Origin of the sequence: Paenarthrobacter sp. A20 (assembly GCF_024168825.1) — a bacterium.
Classification (GTDB): domain Bacteria; phylum Actinomycetota; class Actinomycetes; order Actinomycetales; family Micrococcaceae; genus Arthrobacter.
The window spans coordinates 2,700,124-2,718,216 of the sequence record NZ_JALJWH010000001.1 but is presented as its reverse complement, the minus strand read 5'-3'; the positions used below and the strand labels follow the sequence as shown (position 1 = coordinate 2,718,216).

Sequence of the window (18,093 nt, the reverse complement as noted above, 5' to 3'; positions counted from 1 at the left end):
CGGGGCTAGAACAGGACTGTCGCGAACGTGCCTGCCTGCTCAAAGCCAACCCTGTCATAGGTGGCACGGGCTTTGGCGTTGTAGTCGTTGACGTACAGGCTCGTCACGGGAGCAAAGGTCTTGGAAAGATTCACGACGGCGGCCATGTAGCCGGCGCTCTGGCCGCGCCCCCGGAGTTCCGGATTCATCCACACGCCCTGGACCTGGGTCACGTCGGCTGTGACAGCACCAAGTTCGGCTTTGAAGACCACAGTGCCTCCGGCGTCGATGTGGACCAGCGAATGGCCTTGCCGAATGAGGCCGGCGACCCGCCTGCTGTAGAACTCCTGGCCGCCAAGGAAGGGTGAGTAGCCCACTTCTTCCTCGAACATCGCCGCGCATGCTGGAAGGATGCGGTCGAAGTCCGTCATGGTGCCAAAAGTCAGGGCCGGGTTTGCGCCGATGGCCGGGCCGCCCGAAAGAGTGAGCAAGGGCTGGTGGGAACGGACCTCGTGGGCTGTGTGGCCCAGTTGCTCGAACCGGGAGTAGAGCGCCAGCACCGTATCGGCTGGACCAAAAATGGAAGCGTAGCGGCGTCCTGTTTGGTGGGCTGCCGTGGCTATATAGCCTGCCAATTCCGGATCGAGTTGCACGGGAACCAGATTGGCTCCGGCCCAGCAGGCGCCAAGGAGCCTGTCGTCGTCGAACACGCCGAAAACACTGGCGCCCCCGCTGGTGGGCGCCGCCGTGCCGGTACTGTCCAAGTGCGCCAGTATGAAGACGTTGGCCACGACGTCTTCGCTTGCCAGGGCGCGAAGAGCCAGGGTGTCGGCGTTGCCGAGCACCCTGACTCCCAAGCCGTTCTCGTTACGAGACGCTAACCACGGGGCTACCCTTGACAGCATCTTCGCCATCGGCCTCCCCCATCTCTTCGGCGATGCGCATGGCCTCTTCGATCAGTGTCTCAACAATTTCGCTTTCAGGAACAGTCTTGATGACTTCGCCCTTCACGAAAATCTGGCCCTTGCCGTTTCCGGAGGCCACACCGAGGTCCGCTTCGCGGGCTTCACCGGGCCCGTTAACCACGCAGCCCATGACGGCGACGCGCAGCGGAATCTCCATGCCTTCCAGACCGGCAGTTACTTGCTCTGCCAGCGTGTACACGTCCACCTGGGCCCGGCCACAGGATGGGCAGGACACGATTTCGAGCTTGCGGGGGCGCAGGTTCAGGGACTGCAGGATCTGGTTGCCCACCTTGATTTCCTCCACTGGCGGCGCCGAGAGGGAAACACGGATGGTGTCGCCGATGCCCCTGGACAGCAGCGCACCGAACGCAGTGGCGGACTTGATGGTGCCCTGGAACGCCGGTCCGGCTTCAGTCACACCGAGGTGCAGGGGCCAGTCGCCTTTCTCAGCCAACATCTCGTAAGCGGCCACCATGATGACCGGGTCATTGTGCTTAACGGAGATTTTGAAGTCGTGGAAGCCGTGCTCTTCGAACAGCGAGGCTTCCCAGACGGCGGATTCAACCAGCGCTTCCGGGGTGGCCTTGCCGTACTTCTTCATGATGCCCGGCTCAAGGGATCCGGCGTTGACGCCGATCCGGATGGACGTGCCGTGGTCCCGGGCCGCTGCTGCGATTTCCTTGACCTGGTCATCGAACTTGCGGATGTTGCCCGGGTTCACCCGAACTGCCGCGCATCCGGCCTCAATGGCGGCGAAGACGTACTTCGGCTGGAAGTGGATATCTGCAATCACGGGGATCTGGGACTTGCGGGCAATGATGGGCAAAGCCTCGGCATCATCCGCGGAAGGGCAGGCAACACGCACGATGTCGCAGCCGGACGCGGTCAGTTCAGCGATCTGCTGAAGCGTGGCGTTGATGTCCGTGGTGGGCGTGGTGGTCATGGACTGAACGCTGATGGGCGAATCAGAACCAACACCAACGGAGCCAACCTTGATCTGCCGCGTCTTTCGGCGCGGGGCAAGGACGGGGGGTGGGGCTGCTGGCATTCCCAGGCTGACCGAGGTCACGTGGACTCCTTGGATTGGGGTGGATCGTTGTGGTGAAGAACGCGGGTTAGGACGCGTGGGCAGCCAGGACACCGATGATGGGGGCCCATTCCGTGGTGCGGATGCCGGCGATAACTCCGGCTTCAGCAAACGGATCCTGCTTGAGGAGGTCATTGAGCCCGGCTTCGTCTGCGGACTTGAAGATGAGCAGCGCGCCGGCACCGTCACCGTAGGGGCCGCTGGCAAGCAACTTGCCTTCCTCGGCCAGTTCGCCGAGCCAGGCACGGTGTGCTGGGCGGGCTTCGTCGCGAAGGGCACCGGAATCGGCGACATATACGTACTCAACAGCGAAAACAGTCATGGAGCTAGCCTATCCCGCCAGCTGCGCAGAAAAAGTTCACAGCTGACCCGAAAATATGCACAGGTCAGCCGAAGATGTTCACGGGCTTCACGATGTCCGCGTAGATCAACAGGGCGCCCATTGCCATGAGCAGGGCAGCTACCACGTAGGTGACCGGCAACAGTTTCGCGATGTCGAACGATCCGGGGTCCGGCTTGCCCCGCAATATGGCCACCTGGCGGCGCGCTCCTTCGTACAGTGCGCCGGCCACGTGACCGCCGTCGAGCGGAAGCAGCGGAATGAGGTTGAAGATGGCCAACGCGAAGTTCAGTCCTGCAAGCAGTCCGATGAGGGTTCCGATACGTGCCTGCAACGGCACCTGTTCCATGGCCGCGACCTCACCGGCAACCCGGCCCACACCCACCACGCTGATGGGACCGTTCGGGTCCCGGGGCTCCTCGCTGAAGGCAGCTTTCGCCACTCCGACCACCCGGGCGGGCAGGTTGAAGATCACACCGGAAATCTGCTTGATGTTCTCCCCCGCCATGGGCAGGACGGCCGACGCCGGTTGTGGAACCAATGCGCTTTGGGCGCCAATTCCGAGGAACCCGACTTCTTGGTACTTCAGTACCCCGTTGGCATCCTGTTCCTGGCGGCCATCGGAACCGACAACGGGACGCGATGAGAGCACAGGCGTCACGGTCGCGGAAACCTCAGCGCCGTTGCGCATGACTTTGATGGGGACATCCTTGCCTGCAGAGGCACGGATCCACCCGGTCAGTTCGTCCCAATTGGTGACGGGCTTTCCGTCGAATGAGGTGATGGTGTCATTGGGTTGCAGTCCGGCCGCCGCGGCTGGAGTCGGCTTGCATTCCGTGGAGTCCGGGTCCACCGTCTCGCCGGCAGCTACCTGGCATTTGGACACGTCCGCGATGGTGGTGGTTGCCTGGGCTGTACCGAAGCCCATGAGCAGGACAGCCAGCAGGATGAGCCCGATGACCATGTTCATGGCGGGGCCGCCGAGCATGACGATGATCTTTTTCCACACGGGGAGCTTGTAGAAGACGCGGTTTTCATCCCCTGGCCCCACTTCCTCGTGAGCCATCGAACGCGCTTCGGTGGCCAGCGTCTGGAACATGCCTGTACTGGAGGGCCGGACTGCGCCGTCTTCCTTGTTGGGCGGGTACATGCCGATCATGGACACGTAGCCGCCCAGCGGCAGGGCTTTGAAGCCGTACTCCGTCTCGCCCTTCTTCCTGGACCACAGGGTTGGCCCGAAGCCGATCATGTACTTGGTGACGCGCACTTTGAAGAGCTTCGCAGGCACCAGGTGGCCTACCTCGTGCAGCGCGATGGAAACCGCAACGCCGATTGCGACGAAGACGACTCCAAGAATGAAGAGAAGGACGGGACTCATGCCGGTGGGACTGCTTCCATAAGGGTTTGTGCGCTAGAGGGCGCTGCTGGCTAAACGATCGAGGGTACGGGCACGTGCCCACTTCTCAGCATCCAGCACGGACTCCACCGTTAGCTCGGAGGAGCCTGAATGTTCACTGAGGACGGACTCCACGGTATCCACGATGTCCGTGAAGCGGATGCGGCCGGCGTGGAAGGCCTGCACGGCTTCCTCGTTGGCGGCATTGAACACTGCAGGGAAAGTGCTGCCCTGTTTGGCAGCGTCCTTGGCGAGGTCCACGGCCGGGAAAGCCACAGTGTCCAGGGGCTCGAAGGTCCAGCTGGTGGCCTTGCTCCAGTCGCACGGCTTGGCGGCGCGCGGGACCCGTTCCGGCCAGGCGAGACCCAAGGCGATCGGCAGCCGCATGTCTGGAGGCGAGGCCTGGGCAATGATGGATCCGTCCACGAACTGGACCATGGAATGCACCACCGACTGGGGGTGGACGACGACGTCGATCCTGTCCAAAGGAACATCAAACAACAAGTGGGCCTCGATGACTTCCAGGCCCTTGTTGACCAGGCTGGCGGAGTTGGTGGTGACCATCAGTCCCATGTCCCAGGTGGGGTGCGCCAGTGCCTCCCGCGGCGTGACGTGGTGCAATTGCTCGCGGGTGCGTCCGCGGAACGGCCCCCCTGAGGCAGTCAGGATCAGTTTTTCGACTTCCTGCCCAGTGCCGGAACGCAGGCACTGGGCAATGGCGGAATGCTCGGAATCGACGGGAACTATCTGGCCGGGGCGGGCGGCCGCTTTCACCAGCGCCCCACCGACGATCAGGGATTCCTTGTTGGCCAGCGCCAGCGTGGCTCCGGTGCCGAGCGCGGCCAGGGTGGGCGCCAGGCCAATGGAACCGGTGATGCCGTTGAGGACCACGTCGCACTCGATGGCGGCGACCTGTGTAGATGCGTCCGGTCCGACAAAGATCTCCGGCGCGAAGTCCCGCACGCCTGCGGCTGAGGCTGCCGAGTCGATCAGTTGCCGCAGGGTGGCTGGATCCCCCTGCGCAATTCCGACAGCCTGCGCACGGGTGTGGACCGCCTGCTGGGCGATGAGTTCCAGGTTCCCTCCGCCGGCGCTGAGCGCCACCACCTCGAAACGGTGCGGGGCAGCATCGACGACGTCAATCGCTTGTGTGCCGATGGAACCGGTGGACCCGAGGATGACGATCTTGCGCGGCTGCATGGTTCAAGTATCCCAGTCAGTACAGAGAGCCGCGAACGGATGGGCTTCCCACGTGGAAAAACCAGGAGTGCTTGACCACCAATGTCCCGCGCGTACCGTGGAACCGTGGAGTGGCTGTCCTGGTTTGATGCGCGGGACTATGAATTCGCCCGGCAAGTGTTGCAGCGCGGAACGGCTGCGCTGTACCTGATCGCGTTCCTCTCCACCCTCAACCAGTTCCCCGCTCTGCTCGGGGAGCACGGCCTCTTGCCCGTACCGGACTTCCTGGACATGGCCCGCCGGCTGGCCAGGCCCACGCTTTTCCGGTGGCGATACTCGGATGCACTGCTCAAGGCCGTGTGTTGGGCGGGTATCGCAGTCGCAGCCGTCCTGGTGGTCGGCCTCCCACAAACAGGCCCACCATGGCTGCCCATGCTGGCGTTCCTTGCCCTGTGGTTCCTCTACATGTCGGTGGTCAACGTCGGCCAGGCGTTCTACGGCTTTGGTTGGGAGATCCTGCTCCTCGAAGCCGGATTCACGGTGGCATTCCTTGGTTCGGACCAGACTCCCCCACCCACCACCATCTTGGTCCTGGTTGCGTGGCTGGTGTTCAGGCTTGAGTTTGGTGCGGGCATGATCAAGATTCGCGGCGGCCGTGAGTGGCGGGACATGACGGCGATGTTCTACCACCATGAGACTCAGCCCATGCCCGGGCCGCTCAGCAGGCAGGCGCATCTCTTGCCTCCGCCTTTGCACAAAGTGGAGGTGGCGGGCAACCACTTCGCGCAACTGGTGGTGCCCTTTTTCCTGTTCGCACCGCAGCCGTTGGCCAGCATTGCCGCCGGCATCATCATCGTGACCCAACTGTGGCTGGTGGCGTCCGGAAACTTCGCCTGGCTGAACTGGGTGGCGATCGTCTTGGCTTTCGCGGCTGTGAGCGATCCGGTGGCGCATGCCGTTGTTCCCTTGATCCCCCTTGAGTGGCACCAGGGTGCCGATACCCCGGCGTGGTGGCTCGCCGTCGTCGGGGCCGTCACGATCCTGTTGCTGGCGCTGAGCTACCGCCCACTCCTGAACCTGTTCTCGAGCCGGCAGCTCATGAATGCCAGTTTCAACCGTTGGCGCCTGGTCAATGCCTATGGAGCATTCGGCACGGTGACCAAGCAGCGAATCGAAATCGTAGTGGAGGGCACTACTTCTGAGGAGCCGGATGCTCCTGATGACCGGTGGCTTGAGTACGGCTTCAAGGGCAAACCTGGTGATGTCCGGCGACTCCCACGGCAATGGGCGCCGTACCACCTCCGGCTCGATTGGCTGATGTGGTTCCTGCCCCTGCGAACTGTCCACGAGGACTGGTTCCACGCCTTCCTGGACAAGCTTCTGGAGGCCGACAAGCCGACCCTTGCGCTGCTCCGCCAGGACCCGTTCGACGGCGAACGCCCGCAGTGGGTGCGCGCGCGCAGCTACCTTTACCGTTTTGCCAGCCGCGGGGAGTTCCGTGACACCGGCGAACGCTGGGTGCGGGTACTGCTGTATGACGCCATTCCGCCGATGCAGCTCAACCTTCGACGGCGAAAGCTTCCCTAGCGCTCGACGCCCGCGGTGGTGCGGTGGACTCCCGGACGACCAGATGGGTGGCCAGTTCCACCCTGCGTGAGTCGATCTCCTCGCCGTTTTTTTGACGGAGGATGAAGCTCAGCGCGGAGCGGCCCATCTCCTGCAACGGCTGTGACACTGACGTCAGCGGCGGTACGGATTCTTCAGCCTGGTGTGTGCCATCGAAGCCAACCAGGCTCATCTCCTCGGGTATGCGCACATTCTGACGGCGCGCTTCAGCCAGGACGCCAAGGGCGATGCTGTCGCTGCCGGCGAAGATGGCGGTGGGCGGATCGTCGAGCGCCAACAGGGCCTTCATGGCGCGTACCCCGTTTTCCGGTTTGAAGGGACCGGCGGAAACATACTCGTCGTCCACAGCTACGCCCCCTGCCATCAGCGCGGCCATGTAGCCATGCAAGCGGGCTTGGCTGCACTCCGCGGTCGAGGGGCCGCCAACATAGGCGATTCTTCGATGCCCCAACTCCAACAGGTGGGATGCCGCGGCCTTGCCACCGGCCCAATTGCTGGCGCCAACGCTGAAGACGTCGGCGGGCGGCGGATTCAGTGGATCAACCACCACGATGGGGATCTGGCGACGCTTGAACGCCTCCAACTGGGCAGATCCGAACGCAGAGGTCACCACGATCATGCCTGCACGGCCTTCGTCGATCATGCGTTGCGCCCGCTCCTCGGGTCCCAGCGGCGAAGCTGCCTGACGCCCGGTGATGGAAAGGATGACCTCCATCTCGGACACTGCAGCGTGCTCCATTACCCCGTTGAGGACTTCCACCCCATAGGCCGAATTCAAGGAATCGAAGACAACCTCCACCGCACGGTGCTCCGGGATGCTCTTGCGTTGGAGTGGCGACTTGTAGCCGGTGCGCTGCAGTGCCGCCAAGACCCTGGCCCGGGTGGCTTCTGCCACGTCCTCGCGGCCATTGACCACTTTGGAAACGGTGGGCGCCGAGACACCCACCTCGGCGGCAACTGCGGCCAAGGTGAGCTTGGACGGGCGGAGATGACGTTCCACAACGCTCCTGTTTTCGAAATATTTCGGACTAGATCAGTGTGATTGATGTGGAGCAGGTTCGTCAATGGAAGGTCGAATTCCCTGAAATTAGACCTTCTTGGACCTTGACGGTGATGCGGCTCACGGCTAAGTTTGGTGGGCACTTCCGAAAGGACAATCGAAATATTTCGAAAAATCTGCATGTTTGGATGATCGCAGTCGATCTCCTCATCGCGAAGTGTGGCTTTTTACACGAACAACCGGGCCATCAGCGTCGAGCCCGAAGGACGAATGGAAACTGCACATGAAAAACCTTAAGTTGCGTACCGCCGGAATGGCCGTTTCTGCAGCCGCACTCTCGATCGCGCTCGCAGCCTGTGGGTCCTCCGGCCCGGCCGGAACGGGAGCCTCGGCGGATTCTGCAACCATGTGGGGACTGACAGGTGGCGACCAGCCCGTGTTCCAAGCATCCGTGGACTCCTGGAACAAAGCGCACCCGGACTCAGCCATCAAGCTCGACTTCTTCGCCAATGATGCCTACAAGACCAAGGTCCGCACCGCCGTCGGCGCCGGCCAAGGGCCCACCCTCGTCTACGGCTGGGGCGGCGGCGTCCTCAAGTCCTACGTCGACGCCGGCCAAGTGGACGACTTGACGGGCTTCCTCAAGGAGAACCCCGATGTCCAGAGCCGCTACCTCCCATCCATCCTTGAGAGCGGCGTCATCGACGGAAAAACCTACGCACTGCCGAACAACAAAGTGCAGCCCGTTGTGCTCTATTACAACAAGGAGGTCTTCGACAAGATCGGCGCCGAAGCCCCCAAGACCTGGGATGAGCTCATGGCCCTCGTGCCCAAGTTCAAGGAGGCCGGCGTGGCACCGTTCTCCTTGGGCGGGCAGTCGAAGTGGCCTGACCTGATGTGGCTCGAATACTTGGTGGATCGTATTGGTGGCCCTGAGGTCTTCGCCAATATTGCTGCCAACAAGCCGGACGCCTGGTCCGATCCCGCCGTGATCGAGGCCCTGACCAAGATCCAGGAACTGGTGGATGCCGGCGGCTTCATCAATGGCTTCTCCTCCATCGCCGCTGACAGCAACGCCGACCAGGCCCTGCTCTACACCGGCAAGGCCGCCATGATCCTGCAGGGCAGCTGGATTTACCAGGGAATGAAGAAGGACGCAGCCGACTTCGTCTCGAGCGGCAAGCTTGGTTACACACCGTTCCCCACCGTCGAAGGTGGCAAGGGTGATCCGGCGAACGTTGTAGGCAACCCGTCGAACTTCTGGTCTGTGTCTTCCAAGGCCACCGAGGAGCAGAAGAAGACAGCACTGGAGTACGTCAAGGCCGGAATGTTCAATGATGAGAACGTCCAAGGCCTGATCGATTCAGGCGCCGTACCTGTGGTCACCGGCATCGAAGACAAGCTGGCAGCATCCCCCGACAAGGACTTCCTGACCTACGTCTATGGCATGGCCAAGGATGCTCCGGACTTCACGCTTTCGTGGGACCAGGCGCTGACCCCGGCACAGGGCGATGCGATGTTGGCCAACCTTGACCAGATCTTCCTGAAGAAGATCACCCCGGAGCAGTTCGCTTCCACCATGAACGCGACGATCGGGAAGTAGTCCTGTGTCAACCACAACAACCACCCGGGAGCAGTTGTCCCGGCGGGATCAGCCGTCCCGACGAACCCTGGAAAAGGGTCCGTCGGGCTGGCTGGCGGCCCCGGCCCTCGCGTTCTTCATGCTCTTCGCCATCCTCCCATTGCTGGGAGTCCTTTTCCTCAGCTTCACCCGCTGGGACGGACTTGGTGAGATCAAACTGGACGGACTCTCCAGCTGGAACACGGTCCTGGCCGATCCCGTCACAGGCAACGCGCTGTTGGTGACAGCCAAGATCATGTTCTTCTCCTTCATCGTCCAGGCACCCATCAGCCTGTTGCTCGGTGTCTTCACCGCTGCCAGCCAGAAGTACCGGGCAGCCTTGGCCGTGCTCTACTTCGTACCGCTGCTGTTGTCCTCGGCCGCCGTGGCCATCGCGTTCAAGGCCCTGCTGGATCCGAACTTCGGACTCGGCCCTGGCCTGGGGCTGCCGTTCCTTGCGCAGGACTGGCTGGGTAACTCCGACCTCGTACTGTTCGTGGTGGTCTTCGTGATCGCATGGCAGTTCGTGCCGTTCCACACGCTGATCTATCAAGGTGGCGTGCGGCAGATTCCCACCTCGCTGTATGAGGCGGCGCAAATCGACGGCGCCGGACGTATCCAGCAGTTCTTCAACATCACGTTGCCGCAGCTCAAATACACCATGATCACTTCCTCCACCCTCATGGTGGTGGGATCCCTGGCGTACTTCGACCTGATCTTCGTGCTCACAGCCGGCGGCCCGGGCTACTCCACCAGGTTGCTTCCGCTGCACATGTACCTCACAGGCTTCAAAGCCAACGACATGGGAGCGGCGAGCGCCTTGGGAGTGATCCTGGTGGTCATCGGATTGGCCTTGGCCCTCTTCCTTCAACGACTCGGCGGCAAGAACCGCAACGCCAGCCAATTGGAAGGTGCGTAATGGCTTCCACTACCCAACTCCCCACAGCACCGGCTCCGCTTCCGGCGCCGGTGGCCACCCGCCGTCGGCCCCTCAAGACCGGCCGCTCGCGGCCCAACTTCCTGGGCGGCCTGGGCGGCTGGCTCTGGTTGGCGATCATCATCGTGCCCGTCTACTACGTGGTGATCACCAGCCTGAAGAACCAGGCAGGGTTCTTCACATCCAACCCGATGTTGCCACCGGCAGAGCCGACACTGGACAACTACAAGCTTGTCCTGGAGAACGACTTCGCCAGGTACTTCGCCAACAGCCTCATCGTGACGGTGGGCAGTGTGGTTCCGGCGCTTTTCGTCGCGTTCATGGCGGCCTACGCGATCGTTCGAGGGAAGGGCAGGTTCCTCAGCTGGACCAACAATGTGTTCCTGCTGGGCCTGGCCATCCCCCTGCACGCCACGATCATCCCCATCTATTGGATGATCACCAAGGCCCACATGTATGACACCTTGCTGGCCTTGATCCTGCCGTCCATCGCCTTCGCGATCCCGGTCTCCGTACTCATCCTCTCCAACTTCATGCGGGATGTTCCCAACGAGTTGTTCGAGTCGATGCGGCTGGACGGTTGCTCGGACTGGGCCATGATGTGGCGCCTCGCGCTGCCCATGACCAAGCCCGCTGTCATCACGGTTGGCATCTACAACGCACTCCATGTGTGGAACGGATTCCTGTTCCCGCTGATCCTCACGCAAAGCCCGGAAACCCGGGTACTACCGCTGTCACTGTGGACCTTCCAGGGTGAGTTCAGCGTCAACATTCCGGCGGTGCTTGCCTCGGTCGTATTGGCCACGCTCCCCCTGCTGGTGGTTTATGTGGTGGCCCGCCGGCAGTTGCTCAGCGGTTTGACGGCCGGATTCAGCAAGTAACTGGTTTCCAGCAGAAAGGAACTCCTCATGACGGAACCGAAACCCCTGCGGGTTGGCATGGTGGGCTACGCGTTCATGGGCGCAGCACACTCACACGCCTGGCGGACGGCACCGCGCTTCTTCGACTTGCCCCTCAGCCCTGAACTCACGGCCGTGGCCGGCAGGAATGCGGAGGGCGTACGGTCGGCAGCCGGCAAGTACGGCTGGGCCTCCGTAGAGACCGATTGGCGCCGCTTGATCGAGCGCGACGACATCGACCTCATCGATATCTGCACTCCGGGCAATACCCACGCGGAGATCGCCATTGCCGCCCTCGAGGCCGGCAAGCATGTCCTGTGCGAGAAACCCTTGGCCAACTCCGTGGAAGAAGCGGAGAAGATGACCGTTGTGGCACAGGCTGCGGCCGAGCGCGGTGTGCTGTCAATGTGCGGCTTCAGCTATCGACGCACCCCTGCACTGGCCCTGGCAAAGCGGATGGTGGACGACGGCCGTTTGGGCGACATCAGGCACGTCCGCGCCCAGTACTTGCAGGACTGGCTCAGCGACGCCGACGCTCCCCTGACCTGGAGGTTGGACAAGTCCAAGTCCGGGTCCGGTTCACTGGGAGATATCGGTGCACACAGCATCGATGCCGCCCAATGGATCACGGGCCTCAACATCACTGGTGTCTCGGCCCTGCTGGAGACCTTCGTGAAGGAACGCCCTGTGGGCGGCGACTTCGTGGGGCTTGGCGGCCACGGCGGTTCGGACGGGCCGCGAGGTCCGGTGACCGTGGACGACGCCGCTCTGTTCACCGCCCGCTTTGAAGCAAGGCACGACGTCGGCGCTGGCGCCGGCGCAGGGGCCGGGGCTCCTTCCGGCCCCATCGGCATCTTCGAAGCCACCCGTTTTGCGCTCGGACGCAAGAACGCCATGCGCCTGGAACTCAATGGCACCAAGGGATCCATCGCCTTCGATTTCGAGGACATGAACTCCCTCCAGTACTACGATGCGGCCTTGGAACCCGACGCAGGCTTCCGGAAGATCATGGTCACCGAACCGTCCCACCCCTACACCGCCAACTGGTGGCCCACCGGGCACGGCCTTGGCTATGAACACGGCTTCACGCACCAGGTGGTGGACCTCGTCAATGCCATCGGCGCAGGCGAGCAGCCCTCGCCGTCGTTCGCGGATGCTTTGCAGGTGCAAAAGGTCCTGGCCGCCGTCGAGGCGAGCGCGGACGACTCAAGCCGCTGGCAGAACGTCGACAAGGAAGCATCATGACCCGACCCATCACCCTCTTCACCGGACAGTGGGCCGATTTGCCGTTTGAAGAAGTGGCACGGCTCGCCGGAGAGTGGGGGTTCGACGGCTTGGAGATCGCCTGTTGGGGCGACCATCTGGATCCGCAGCGCATTGTGGAAGACGACACCTATTTGCAAGCCAAGCTGGACATCCTGGAAAAGCATCACCTCAGCGTCCACGCCATCGCCAACCACCTCACCGGGCAGGCCGTGTGCGATGACCCCATCGATGAGCGGCACAGGGACATCCTTGCCCCGGAAGTGTGGGGCGATGGCGAACCGGAAGGCGTGAGGCAGCGGGCCGCCGAAGCAATGAAGGTCACCGCCCGGGCAGCTGCCAGGCTTGGGGTCAAGACCGTCACGGGCTTCACGGGATCCTCCATCTGGAAATGCGTTGCGATGTTCCCGCCGGCCTCGGACGCCATGATCGAGCGCGGATACCAGGACTTTGCCGACCGCTGGAATCCCATCATGGACGTGTTCGACGACGTGGGGGTCCGTTTTGCACTTGAGGTCCACCCTTCAGAGATTGCTTACGACTACTGGACTGCCAAGCGCACGCTGGAGGTGATCGGCCATCGGGAAGGCTTCGGCCTGAACTTCGATCCCTCCCATTTCATCTGGCAGGACCTGGATCCGGTGATGTTCCTCCAGGACTTCGCGGACAAGATCTTCCATGTCCACGTGAAGGAATCCGTCCGGCAGCTCAATGGGCGCAACGGCCGGCTCGGCTCCCATTTGCCGTGGGCTGATCCGCGGCGTGGTTGGGACTTCGTCACAGCCGGCCACGGAGATGTGAACTGGGAGCCGATCTTTCGCACGCTGAACGCCATTGGCTATGAAGGACCCACCAGCATCGAGTGGGAGGACGCCGGCATGGACCGGCTGGTCGGCGCACCCCAGGCATTGGACATGGTCCGCGAGCTGGCCGCCATCCGTCCCCCGGCAACTGCTTTTGATGCCGCTTTTTCAACGCGCTGATCGCAGCAAACCCTGACTCCAACGAATACGCCCCGAAACGAAGGAAACCATGACAAGCAACAACAAGACAGCACTGGTGGTCCGCGGCGGCTGGGACGGACACCAGCCGGTGGAAGCAACCGAGCTGTTTATTCCCTACCTGAAGGACAACAGCTACGACGTCCGGGTGGAGGAATCCCCCAAGATTTACGCCGACCCCGACTACATGGCCGGCGTGGACCTGATCGTTCAGTGCATGACCATGACCACCATTGAGAAGGACGAATTCGAGGGGCTCCGCGCCGCCGTCGAAAATGGCACGGGCCTGGCGGGCTGGCACGGTGGCATCGCAGATTCCTACCGCAACAACTCCGACTACCTGCACCTGATCGGTGGACAGTTTGCCTGCCACCCAGGTAAGCACGCAGACGAGCGGATCGGCGAACAATCGGACAACTATGTCCCGTACACCGTGAACATCCTGCCTGCTGGCGCCGGTCATCCCATCACGCAGGGAATCGGCGATTTCGATCTCGTCACGGAGCAGTACTGGGTCCTCAGTGATGACTACATCGACGTCCTGGCCACCACCACCCAGAAGGTCCGCGAATGGGACCCTTGGAACCGCGAAGTGACGTCCCCGGCCATCTGGACCCGCCAGTGGGGCAAGGGCAGGATCTTTGTCAGCACACCGGGCCACCGCGTGGAAGTCCTCCAGGACAGCAACGTCCGCACCATCATCGAAAGGGGCATGCTGTGGGCATCCCGATAAATGTAGGAGTCATTGGCTGCGGCGCCATCATCGCCCAGTACCTGGCCAACTTCCGCCGGTTGGATTCCATCAACCTGGTGGCAGTCGCGGACCTGGATCCCGCCCGCGCCCAAGCCGTTGCCGACTCGTACGACGGTGTCCGGGCACTGACCGTGGACCAGCTCCTGGCCGCGGACGATGTGGACCTCGTCCTGAACCTGACCATCCCCGCGGCACACGCGGACATTGCGCTGAAGGCAATCGCCGCAGGTAAGTCTGTCTACGGTGAAAAGCCGCTGGCTGCCACCACCGGGGAGGCCCGCGAAGTACTCGACGCTGCGGCCGCAGCAGGTGTGGTGGTTGGCTGCGCACCTGACACGGTGCTGGGTACAGGTATCCAGACCGCGCGGAAAGCAATCGACGACGGACTGATCGGCGCACCGGTCTCCGCAACGGCCACCATGGCGACTCCCGGTCACGAGCGCTGGCACCCGAACCCCGACTTCTACTACCAGCCGGGCGGCGGACCCCTCTTGGATATGGGCCCGTACTACGTCTCGGCCCTGGTCACGCTGCTGGGGCCCGTGGTCTCGGTGGTGGGCGCGGCGAGCCACACCCGCAACGAACGCACCATCGGGTCCGGCCCGCGGGAAGGCCAAAAAGTACCGGTGGATATCGACTCGCACGTCACCGGTGTCCTGGTCCACGAGTCCGGCGCATTGTCCACGATGTTCATGAGCTTCGACGCCGTGAAAACGAAGAGCCCCAACATCGAGATCCACGGTCAGTCGGGGTCGCTGATCGTGCCGGACCCCAACCACTTCGAGGGCGACGTGCAGCTCTTCGCCCTCGGCGCCCAGGAGTGGGAGACACTCCCTGTCTCCGCTGGCTATGTGGACTCCGGCCGGGGCTTCGGCATTGCAGACCTCGCCGCGACTCCGGCCGGACAGGAGCCACGGGCCGGCGGCCGGCTGGCATTCCACGCACTGGAAGTCATGGAGTCGGTGCTGGAATCCGCCAAGACCGGACAATCAGTAGCCATCAAGAGCACGGCCGCACGGCCCGCCACTGTTGAGCTGACGCAATTGGCGGATTTCTCGACGGCGGTACGCGCCTAGCGCTCCATACCTGCGCCGGGACGGCAGTTAATGCCCATGTTTTCCCCGACAAACATGGGCATTAACTGCTGTCTCGCGCAAGGCCGGCCCGGCGAAGGGTCGCCTCGGCATGTTTGAGGATGGGGCCGTCGATCATTTTGCCCTTGAACTGGAAAACTCCCGTGCCCGCGGCGGCCGCTGCGTCCAGAAGCTCGGTGGCCCCGGCAACGGCTTCCGGAGTAGGGGCGTAGGCCTCACGGACCACGGCAACCTGGTTCGGGTGGATGCAGGCCTTCGCGCCGAAGCCACTTGCCACCGCATCCCGGGACTCCACGCCCAGGCCTTCAAGGTCCGGGATGTTCACATACACGGAGTCGATGGCTTCCTTGCCCGCTGCCTTCGCGGCGAGCAGGACAGCGGAACGTGAGTGAAGTGCGACAGCCCGGTACCCGCCGTCGTCGTTCCGGCTGGAGAGCCCGCCCAGGGAAGCCAGCAGGTCCTCGGCACCCCACATGAGTCCTACGACGTTGGGTTCAGCGGCGATTGCAGCAGCGTTGACGATGCCGGCCGCCGTTTCGCAGAGCGCAATGACCTGGTATCTCTCCAAAGCCTTGAGCTGCCCAGCGCTTTCCGCCTTGGCCAGCATCACCGTGCGGTAGGGCGTCTTCGCCAAGGCCTCCAGATCGAGCTCGAACTCGTCCGTCCCCACGGGATTCACGCGGACTATGGTGCGGCTGGGCTCCAGTGCTCCGGCACCGGGCTGCTCAAGGATCGCTTCGCGGGCCCTCGGCTTGTCCGCAGGAGCCACAGCATCCTCCAGGTCCAGGATCACGGCATCGGACCGGTCAGAGGCCTTTCCGAAACGCTCGGGCCGGTCCGCAGGACAGAACAAGAGAGCCGGGCCCATGGTGAAGGGAGAGTGCATGAAGTTCCTTGCTGGTGGGGTGCTGACAGGTACGGAGAACTAAGACGTCGCGGCGTGCGCTTCCTTGGTCCACATCAGGCAGGTCCGGGTGGCCAACGCCACCACTGATCCATCCTGGTTGCGACCGGTGTGCTGCATGGTCACCACGCCCTGTCCGGGGCGGGACGACGACAACCGTTTGCCGGTGATCACCGTTTCCGTGTACAGGGTATCCCCGTGATACAGCGGGTGCGGAAAGGTGACATCAGTCAGGCCCAGCTGCGCAATGATAGTCCCCTGCGTCAACTGGGCCACGGACTGCCCCACCATGGTGGACAGCGTGAACATGGAGTTCATGAGCCGCTGCCCGAACGGTTGTCCGGAACTCCATGCGGCGTCAAGGTGCAGCGCCTGCGTGTTCATGGTCATGGTGGTGAAGAGGACGTTGTCCGTCTCGGTGACCGTGCGTCCGGGCCTGTGCGCGTAAATCACGCCCTCTTCAAGTTCGTCGAAGTACAGCCCACGCTGCTCAACCACCCGGGTCATACGGTGAGCTCCTGGTCTTCCTCGAACAAGTCCGCACCGGTGGCCGCCACCACGTCCTCAAGGGTCACATTGGGGGCCAGCTCGCGGAGGACCAGACGGGAATCTCCTTGGTCCTTCACGACATCAATGACTGCGAGGTCGGTGATGATCCGGTCCACGCATCCCTTGCCTGTCAGGGGCAACGTGCAGTCCTGGACGATTTTCGGCCTGCCACTGCGGTCCACATGTTCCATCATGACGATGACCTTCTTGGCACCGAACACCAGGTCCATGGCACCACCCATGCCTTTGACCATCTTTCCGGGAATCATCCAGTTGGCGAGGTCTCCGTTGGCTGCAACCTCCATGGCACCCAGGACAGCGACATCAACATGCCCACCCCGGATCATGCCGAAGGACGACGCCGAATCGAAGAATGCCGCCCCCGCGTTGGTGGTCACCGTTTCCTTCCCCGCGTTGATGAGGTCCGGATCCACTTTGTCCTCGGCCGGGTAGGGACCCACTCCCAGGATGCCGTTCTCGGAATGGAGAATGACTTCCACGCCATCCGGAATGTAGTTGGGAATCAGGGTTGGCATCCCGATTCCGAGATTCACATACTGTCCGTTGGCAAGCTCTTTTGCCACGCGCGCGGCCAGTTCGTTGCGGGTCCAGCCTTTGGCTTCGTGATGTTCGACGTCGGCGCGACGGTACTCGTGCCGTACGGCTTCGGGGCGGGGCGGCAAGTCCTGGAGGCTGTTCGATTCCATGGCTAGGCTCCTGCCTGTTGGCTGCTTGCCGATCCGGATAACGCCACCGTGCGCTTCTCGATCCGCTTCTCGTTGGACGGCGCCACCACCACCCTTTGTACGAAGATACCCGGCGTGTGGATGTGTTCCGGATCCAGTTCACCGGGTTCCACCAGCTCTTCCACCTCGGCGATGGTGGTCTTGGCCGCCATGGCGCAGAGCGGGTTGAAATTCATTGCTGTCGCATGGAAAACAAGGTTCCCATGGCGGTCACCCTTCCAGGCGTGGACCAATCCGAAGTCCGGTGTCAGGGACTCTTCGAGGACGTAGTCGGCATCGTTGAAGGTGCGCACTTCCTTCGGCGCAGACGCCAGCGCAACGTTCCCGTCGGCGTCGTACTTTTGCGGCAAACCGCCCTCGGACACCTGGGTTCCCACACCCGCTTTGGTGTAGAAGGCCGGGATTCCAGCGCCGCCGGCGCGCAGCTTCTCGGCCAGCGTGCCCTGCGGGGTCAGGACAACCTCCAGCTCCCCGGCAAGGTATTGCCGCGCGAATTCTTTGTTCTCGCCCACGTAGGAGCTGATGGTCCGGCGGATGCGTCCATCCTTAAGGAGGATCCCCAAGCCCCAATCGTCCACGCCACAGTTGTTGCTGACGGTCTCCAGAGCGCTGGTTCCTTGCTGATGGAGGGCATCGATCAGGGAGACGGGGATGCCGCATAGACCGAACCCTCCCACCGCGAGTGAAGCTCCGTCCGGGATGTCCTTCACCGCTTCCGCGGCGCTGGCAACAACCTTGTCAATCATCCTTGAT

Annotated in this window: 18 protein-coding genes; 8 read left to right on the top strand and 10 right to left on the bottom strand. The window is 62.7% G+C overall.

The window, feature by feature from the left end:
• Positions 1–5: 5 nt before the first annotated feature.
• The 5 genes from J3D46_RS12650 to dxr all read right to left on the bottom strand — a co-directional run bounded on the left by J3D46_RS12650 (position 6) and on the right by dxr (position 4,967).
• Positions 6–884, bottom strand: a complete 879-nt coding sequence (locus tag J3D46_RS12650) for a GNAT family N-acetyltransferase (RefSeq protein ID WP_253469217.1) — start codon at positions 882–884, stop codon at positions 6–8.
• On the bottom strand, positions 847–2,013 hold the full coding sequence (gene ispG, locus J3D46_RS12645) for a flavodoxin-dependent (E)-4-hydroxy-3-methylbut-2-enyl-diphosphate synthase (RefSeq protein WP_011774258.1): 1,167 nt from the start codon (positions 2,011–2,013) through the stop codon (positions 847–849). The genes J3D46_RS12650 and ispG overlap by 38 nt, the downstream gene beginning before the upstream one ends.
• Before the next feature lie 46 nt (positions 2,014–2,059).
• A complete protein-coding gene (locus J3D46_RS12640) occupies positions 2,060–2,353 on the bottom strand; it encodes a YciI family protein (RefSeq protein ID WP_159707390.1) in 294 nt (97 codons plus the stop codon).
• Between the two features lie 64 nt (positions 2,354–2,417).
• Positions 2,418–3,749, bottom strand: coding sequence for an RIP metalloprotease (locus J3D46_RS12635; protein ID WP_253467557.1), 1,332 nt, complete (start codon positions 3,747–3,749; stop codon positions 2,418–2,420).
• A gap of 33 nt (positions 3,750–3,782) precedes the next feature.
• Entirely contained in the window at positions 3,783–4,967 is a 1,185-nt protein-coding gene (gene dxr / locus J3D46_RS12630) for a 1-deoxy-D-xylulose-5-phosphate reductoisomerase (RefSeq protein WP_231341562.1), read from the bottom strand.
• A gap of 105 nt (positions 4,968–5,072) precedes the next feature.
• Between dxr and J3D46_RS12625 the strand changes: the two genes are divergently transcribed.
• Positions 5,073–6,533 carry a lipase maturation factor family protein gene (locus tag J3D46_RS12625; RefSeq protein WP_231341582.1) on the top strand — a complete coding sequence of 487 codons (1,461 nt, stop codon included), beginning with the start codon at positions 5,073–5,075 and terminating at the stop codon, positions 6,531–6,533.
• On the opposite strand, the gene J3D46_RS12620 is transcribed toward J3D46_RS12625, so the two are convergent.
• Positions 6,505–7,572: a LacI family DNA-binding transcriptional regulator gene (locus J3D46_RS12620; protein WP_231341563.1), complete on the bottom strand. Its 1,068-nt coding sequence runs from the start codon at positions 7,570–7,572 to the stop codon at positions 6,505–6,507. The two genes, J3D46_RS12625 and J3D46_RS12620, sit on opposite strands and share 29 nt — an antisense overlap.
• Positions 7,573–7,855: 283 nt before the next feature.
• Between J3D46_RS12620 and J3D46_RS12615 the strand changes: the two genes are divergently transcribed.
• Genes J3D46_RS12615 through J3D46_RS12585 form a run of 7 tightly spaced genes read left to right on the top strand, consistent with a single transcriptional unit; the run spans position 7,856 to position 15,123 of the window.
• Positions 7,856–9,175 carry an extracellular solute-binding protein gene (locus tag J3D46_RS12615; protein WP_231341564.1) on the top strand — a complete coding sequence of 440 codons (1,320 nt, stop codon included), beginning with the start codon at positions 7,856–7,858 and terminating at the stop codon, positions 9,173–9,175.
• A gap of 4 nt (positions 9,176–9,179) precedes the next feature.
• Positions 9,180–10,112, top strand: coding sequence for a carbohydrate ABC transporter permease (locus tag J3D46_RS12610; protein WP_231341565.1), 933 nt, complete (start codon positions 9,180–9,182; stop codon positions 10,110–10,112).
• On the top strand, positions 10,112–11,011 hold the full coding sequence (locus tag J3D46_RS12605; protein ID WP_231341566.1) for a carbohydrate ABC transporter permease: 900 nt from the start codon (positions 10,112–10,114) through the stop codon (positions 11,009–11,011). The genes J3D46_RS12610 and J3D46_RS12605 overlap by 1 nt, the downstream gene beginning before the upstream one ends.
• Before the next feature lie 27 nt (positions 11,012–11,038).
• A complete protein-coding gene (locus J3D46_RS12600) occupies positions 11,039–12,274 on the top strand; it encodes a Gfo/Idh/MocA family protein (protein WP_231341567.1) in 1,236 nt (411 codons plus the stop codon).
• Positions 12,271–13,275 carry a sugar phosphate isomerase/epimerase gene (locus tag J3D46_RS12595; protein WP_231341568.1) on the top strand — a complete coding sequence of 335 codons (1,005 nt, stop codon included), beginning with the start codon at positions 12,271–12,273 and terminating at the stop codon, positions 13,273–13,275. Before J3D46_RS12600 ends, J3D46_RS12595 begins: the two co-directional genes overlap by 4 nt.
• A 49-nt stretch (positions 13,276–13,324) precedes the next feature.
• Positions 13,325–14,026: a ThuA domain-containing protein gene (locus J3D46_RS12590; RefSeq protein WP_231341569.1), complete on the top strand. Its 702-nt coding sequence runs from the start codon at positions 13,325–13,327 to the stop codon at positions 14,024–14,026.
• On the top strand, positions 14,011–15,123 hold the full coding sequence (locus J3D46_RS12585; protein ID WP_231341570.1) for a Gfo/Idh/MocA family protein: 1,113 nt from the start codon (positions 14,011–14,013) through the stop codon (positions 15,121–15,123). Before J3D46_RS12590 ends, J3D46_RS12585 begins: the two co-directional genes overlap by 16 nt.
• Before the next feature lie 61 nt (positions 15,124–15,184).
• Here J3D46_RS12585 and J3D46_RS12580 read toward each other — a convergent pair whose 3' ends face one another.
• From J3D46_RS12580 to J3D46_RS12565, 4 genes are read right to left on the bottom strand one after another with little or no spacing between them, the layout of a single operon-like run.
• Entirely contained in the window at positions 15,185–16,027 is an 843-nt protein-coding gene (locus J3D46_RS12580) for a CoA ester lyase (protein ID WP_253467554.1), read from the bottom strand.
• 39 nt (positions 16,028–16,066) lie between these two features.
• Positions 16,067–16,552, bottom strand: coding sequence for a MaoC family dehydratase (locus tag J3D46_RS12575; protein WP_231341572.1), 486 nt, complete (start codon positions 16,550–16,552; stop codon positions 16,067–16,069).
• Positions 16,549–17,301 carry a CoA transferase subunit B gene (locus J3D46_RS12570; RefSeq protein ID WP_253467551.1) on the bottom strand — a complete coding sequence of 251 codons (753 nt, stop codon included), beginning with the start codon at positions 17,299–17,301 and terminating at the stop codon, positions 16,549–16,551. Before J3D46_RS12570 ends, J3D46_RS12575 begins: the two co-directional genes overlap by 4 nt.
• Before the next feature lie 2 nt (positions 17,302–17,303).
• Positions 17,304–18,086 (bottom strand): CoA transferase subunit A, encoded by a 783-nt coding sequence (locus J3D46_RS12565; protein WP_231341574.1) that lies wholly within the window; start codon positions 18,084–18,086, stop codon positions 17,304–17,306.
• Between the last annotated feature and the right edge of the window lie 7 nt (positions 18,087–18,093).

Coding starts and splice junctions, on each gene's coding strand:
- J3D46_RS12575 (WP_231341572.1), bottom strand. CDS start 16,552: ATGACCCGGGTGGTTGAGCAGCGTGGGCTGTACTTCGACGAACTTGAA.
- J3D46_RS12580 (WP_253467554.1), bottom strand. CDS start 16,027: ATGCACTCTCCCTTCACCATGGGCCCGGCTCTCTTGTTCTGTCCTGCG.
- J3D46_RS12595 (WP_231341568.1), top strand. CDS start 12,271: ATGACCCGACCCATCACCCTCTTCACCGGACAGTGGGCCGATTTGCCG.
- J3D46_RS12600 (WP_231341567.1), top strand. CDS start 11,039: ATGACGGAACCGAAACCCCTGCGGGTTGGCATGGTGGGCTACGCGTTC.
- J3D46_RS12605 (WP_231341566.1), top strand. CDS start 10,112: ATGGCTTCCACTACCCAACTCCCCACAGCACCGGCTCCGCTTCCGGCG.
- J3D46_RS12570 (WP_253467551.1), bottom strand. CDS start 17,301: ATGGAATCGAACAGCCTCCAGGACTTGCCGCCCCGCCCCGAAGCCGTA.
- J3D46_RS12590 (WP_231341569.1), top strand. CDS start 13,325: ATGACAAGCAACAACAAGACAGCACTGGTGGTCCGCGGCGGCTGGGAC.
- J3D46_RS12565 (WP_231341574.1), bottom strand. CDS start 18,086: ATGATTGACAAGGTTGTTGCCAGCGCCGCGGAAGCGGTGAAGGACATC.
- dxr (WP_231341562.1), bottom strand. CDS start 4,967: ATGCAGCCGCGCAAGATCGTCATCCTCGGGTCCACCGGTTCCATCGGC.
- J3D46_RS12650 (WP_253469217.1), bottom strand. CDS start 884: ATGCTGTCAAGGGTAGCCCCGTGGTTAGCGTCTCGTAACGAGAACGGC.
- J3D46_RS12615 (WP_231341564.1), top strand. CDS start 7,856: ATGAAAAACCTTAAGTTGCGTACCGCCGGAATGGCCGTTTCTGCAGCC.
- J3D46_RS12635 (WP_253467557.1), bottom strand. CDS start 3,749: ATGAGTCCCGTCCTTCTCTTCATTCTTGGAGTCGTCTTCGTCGCAATC.
- J3D46_RS12640 (WP_159707390.1), bottom strand. CDS start 2,353: ATGACTGTTTTCGCTGTTGAGTACGTATATGTCGCCGATTCCGGTGCC.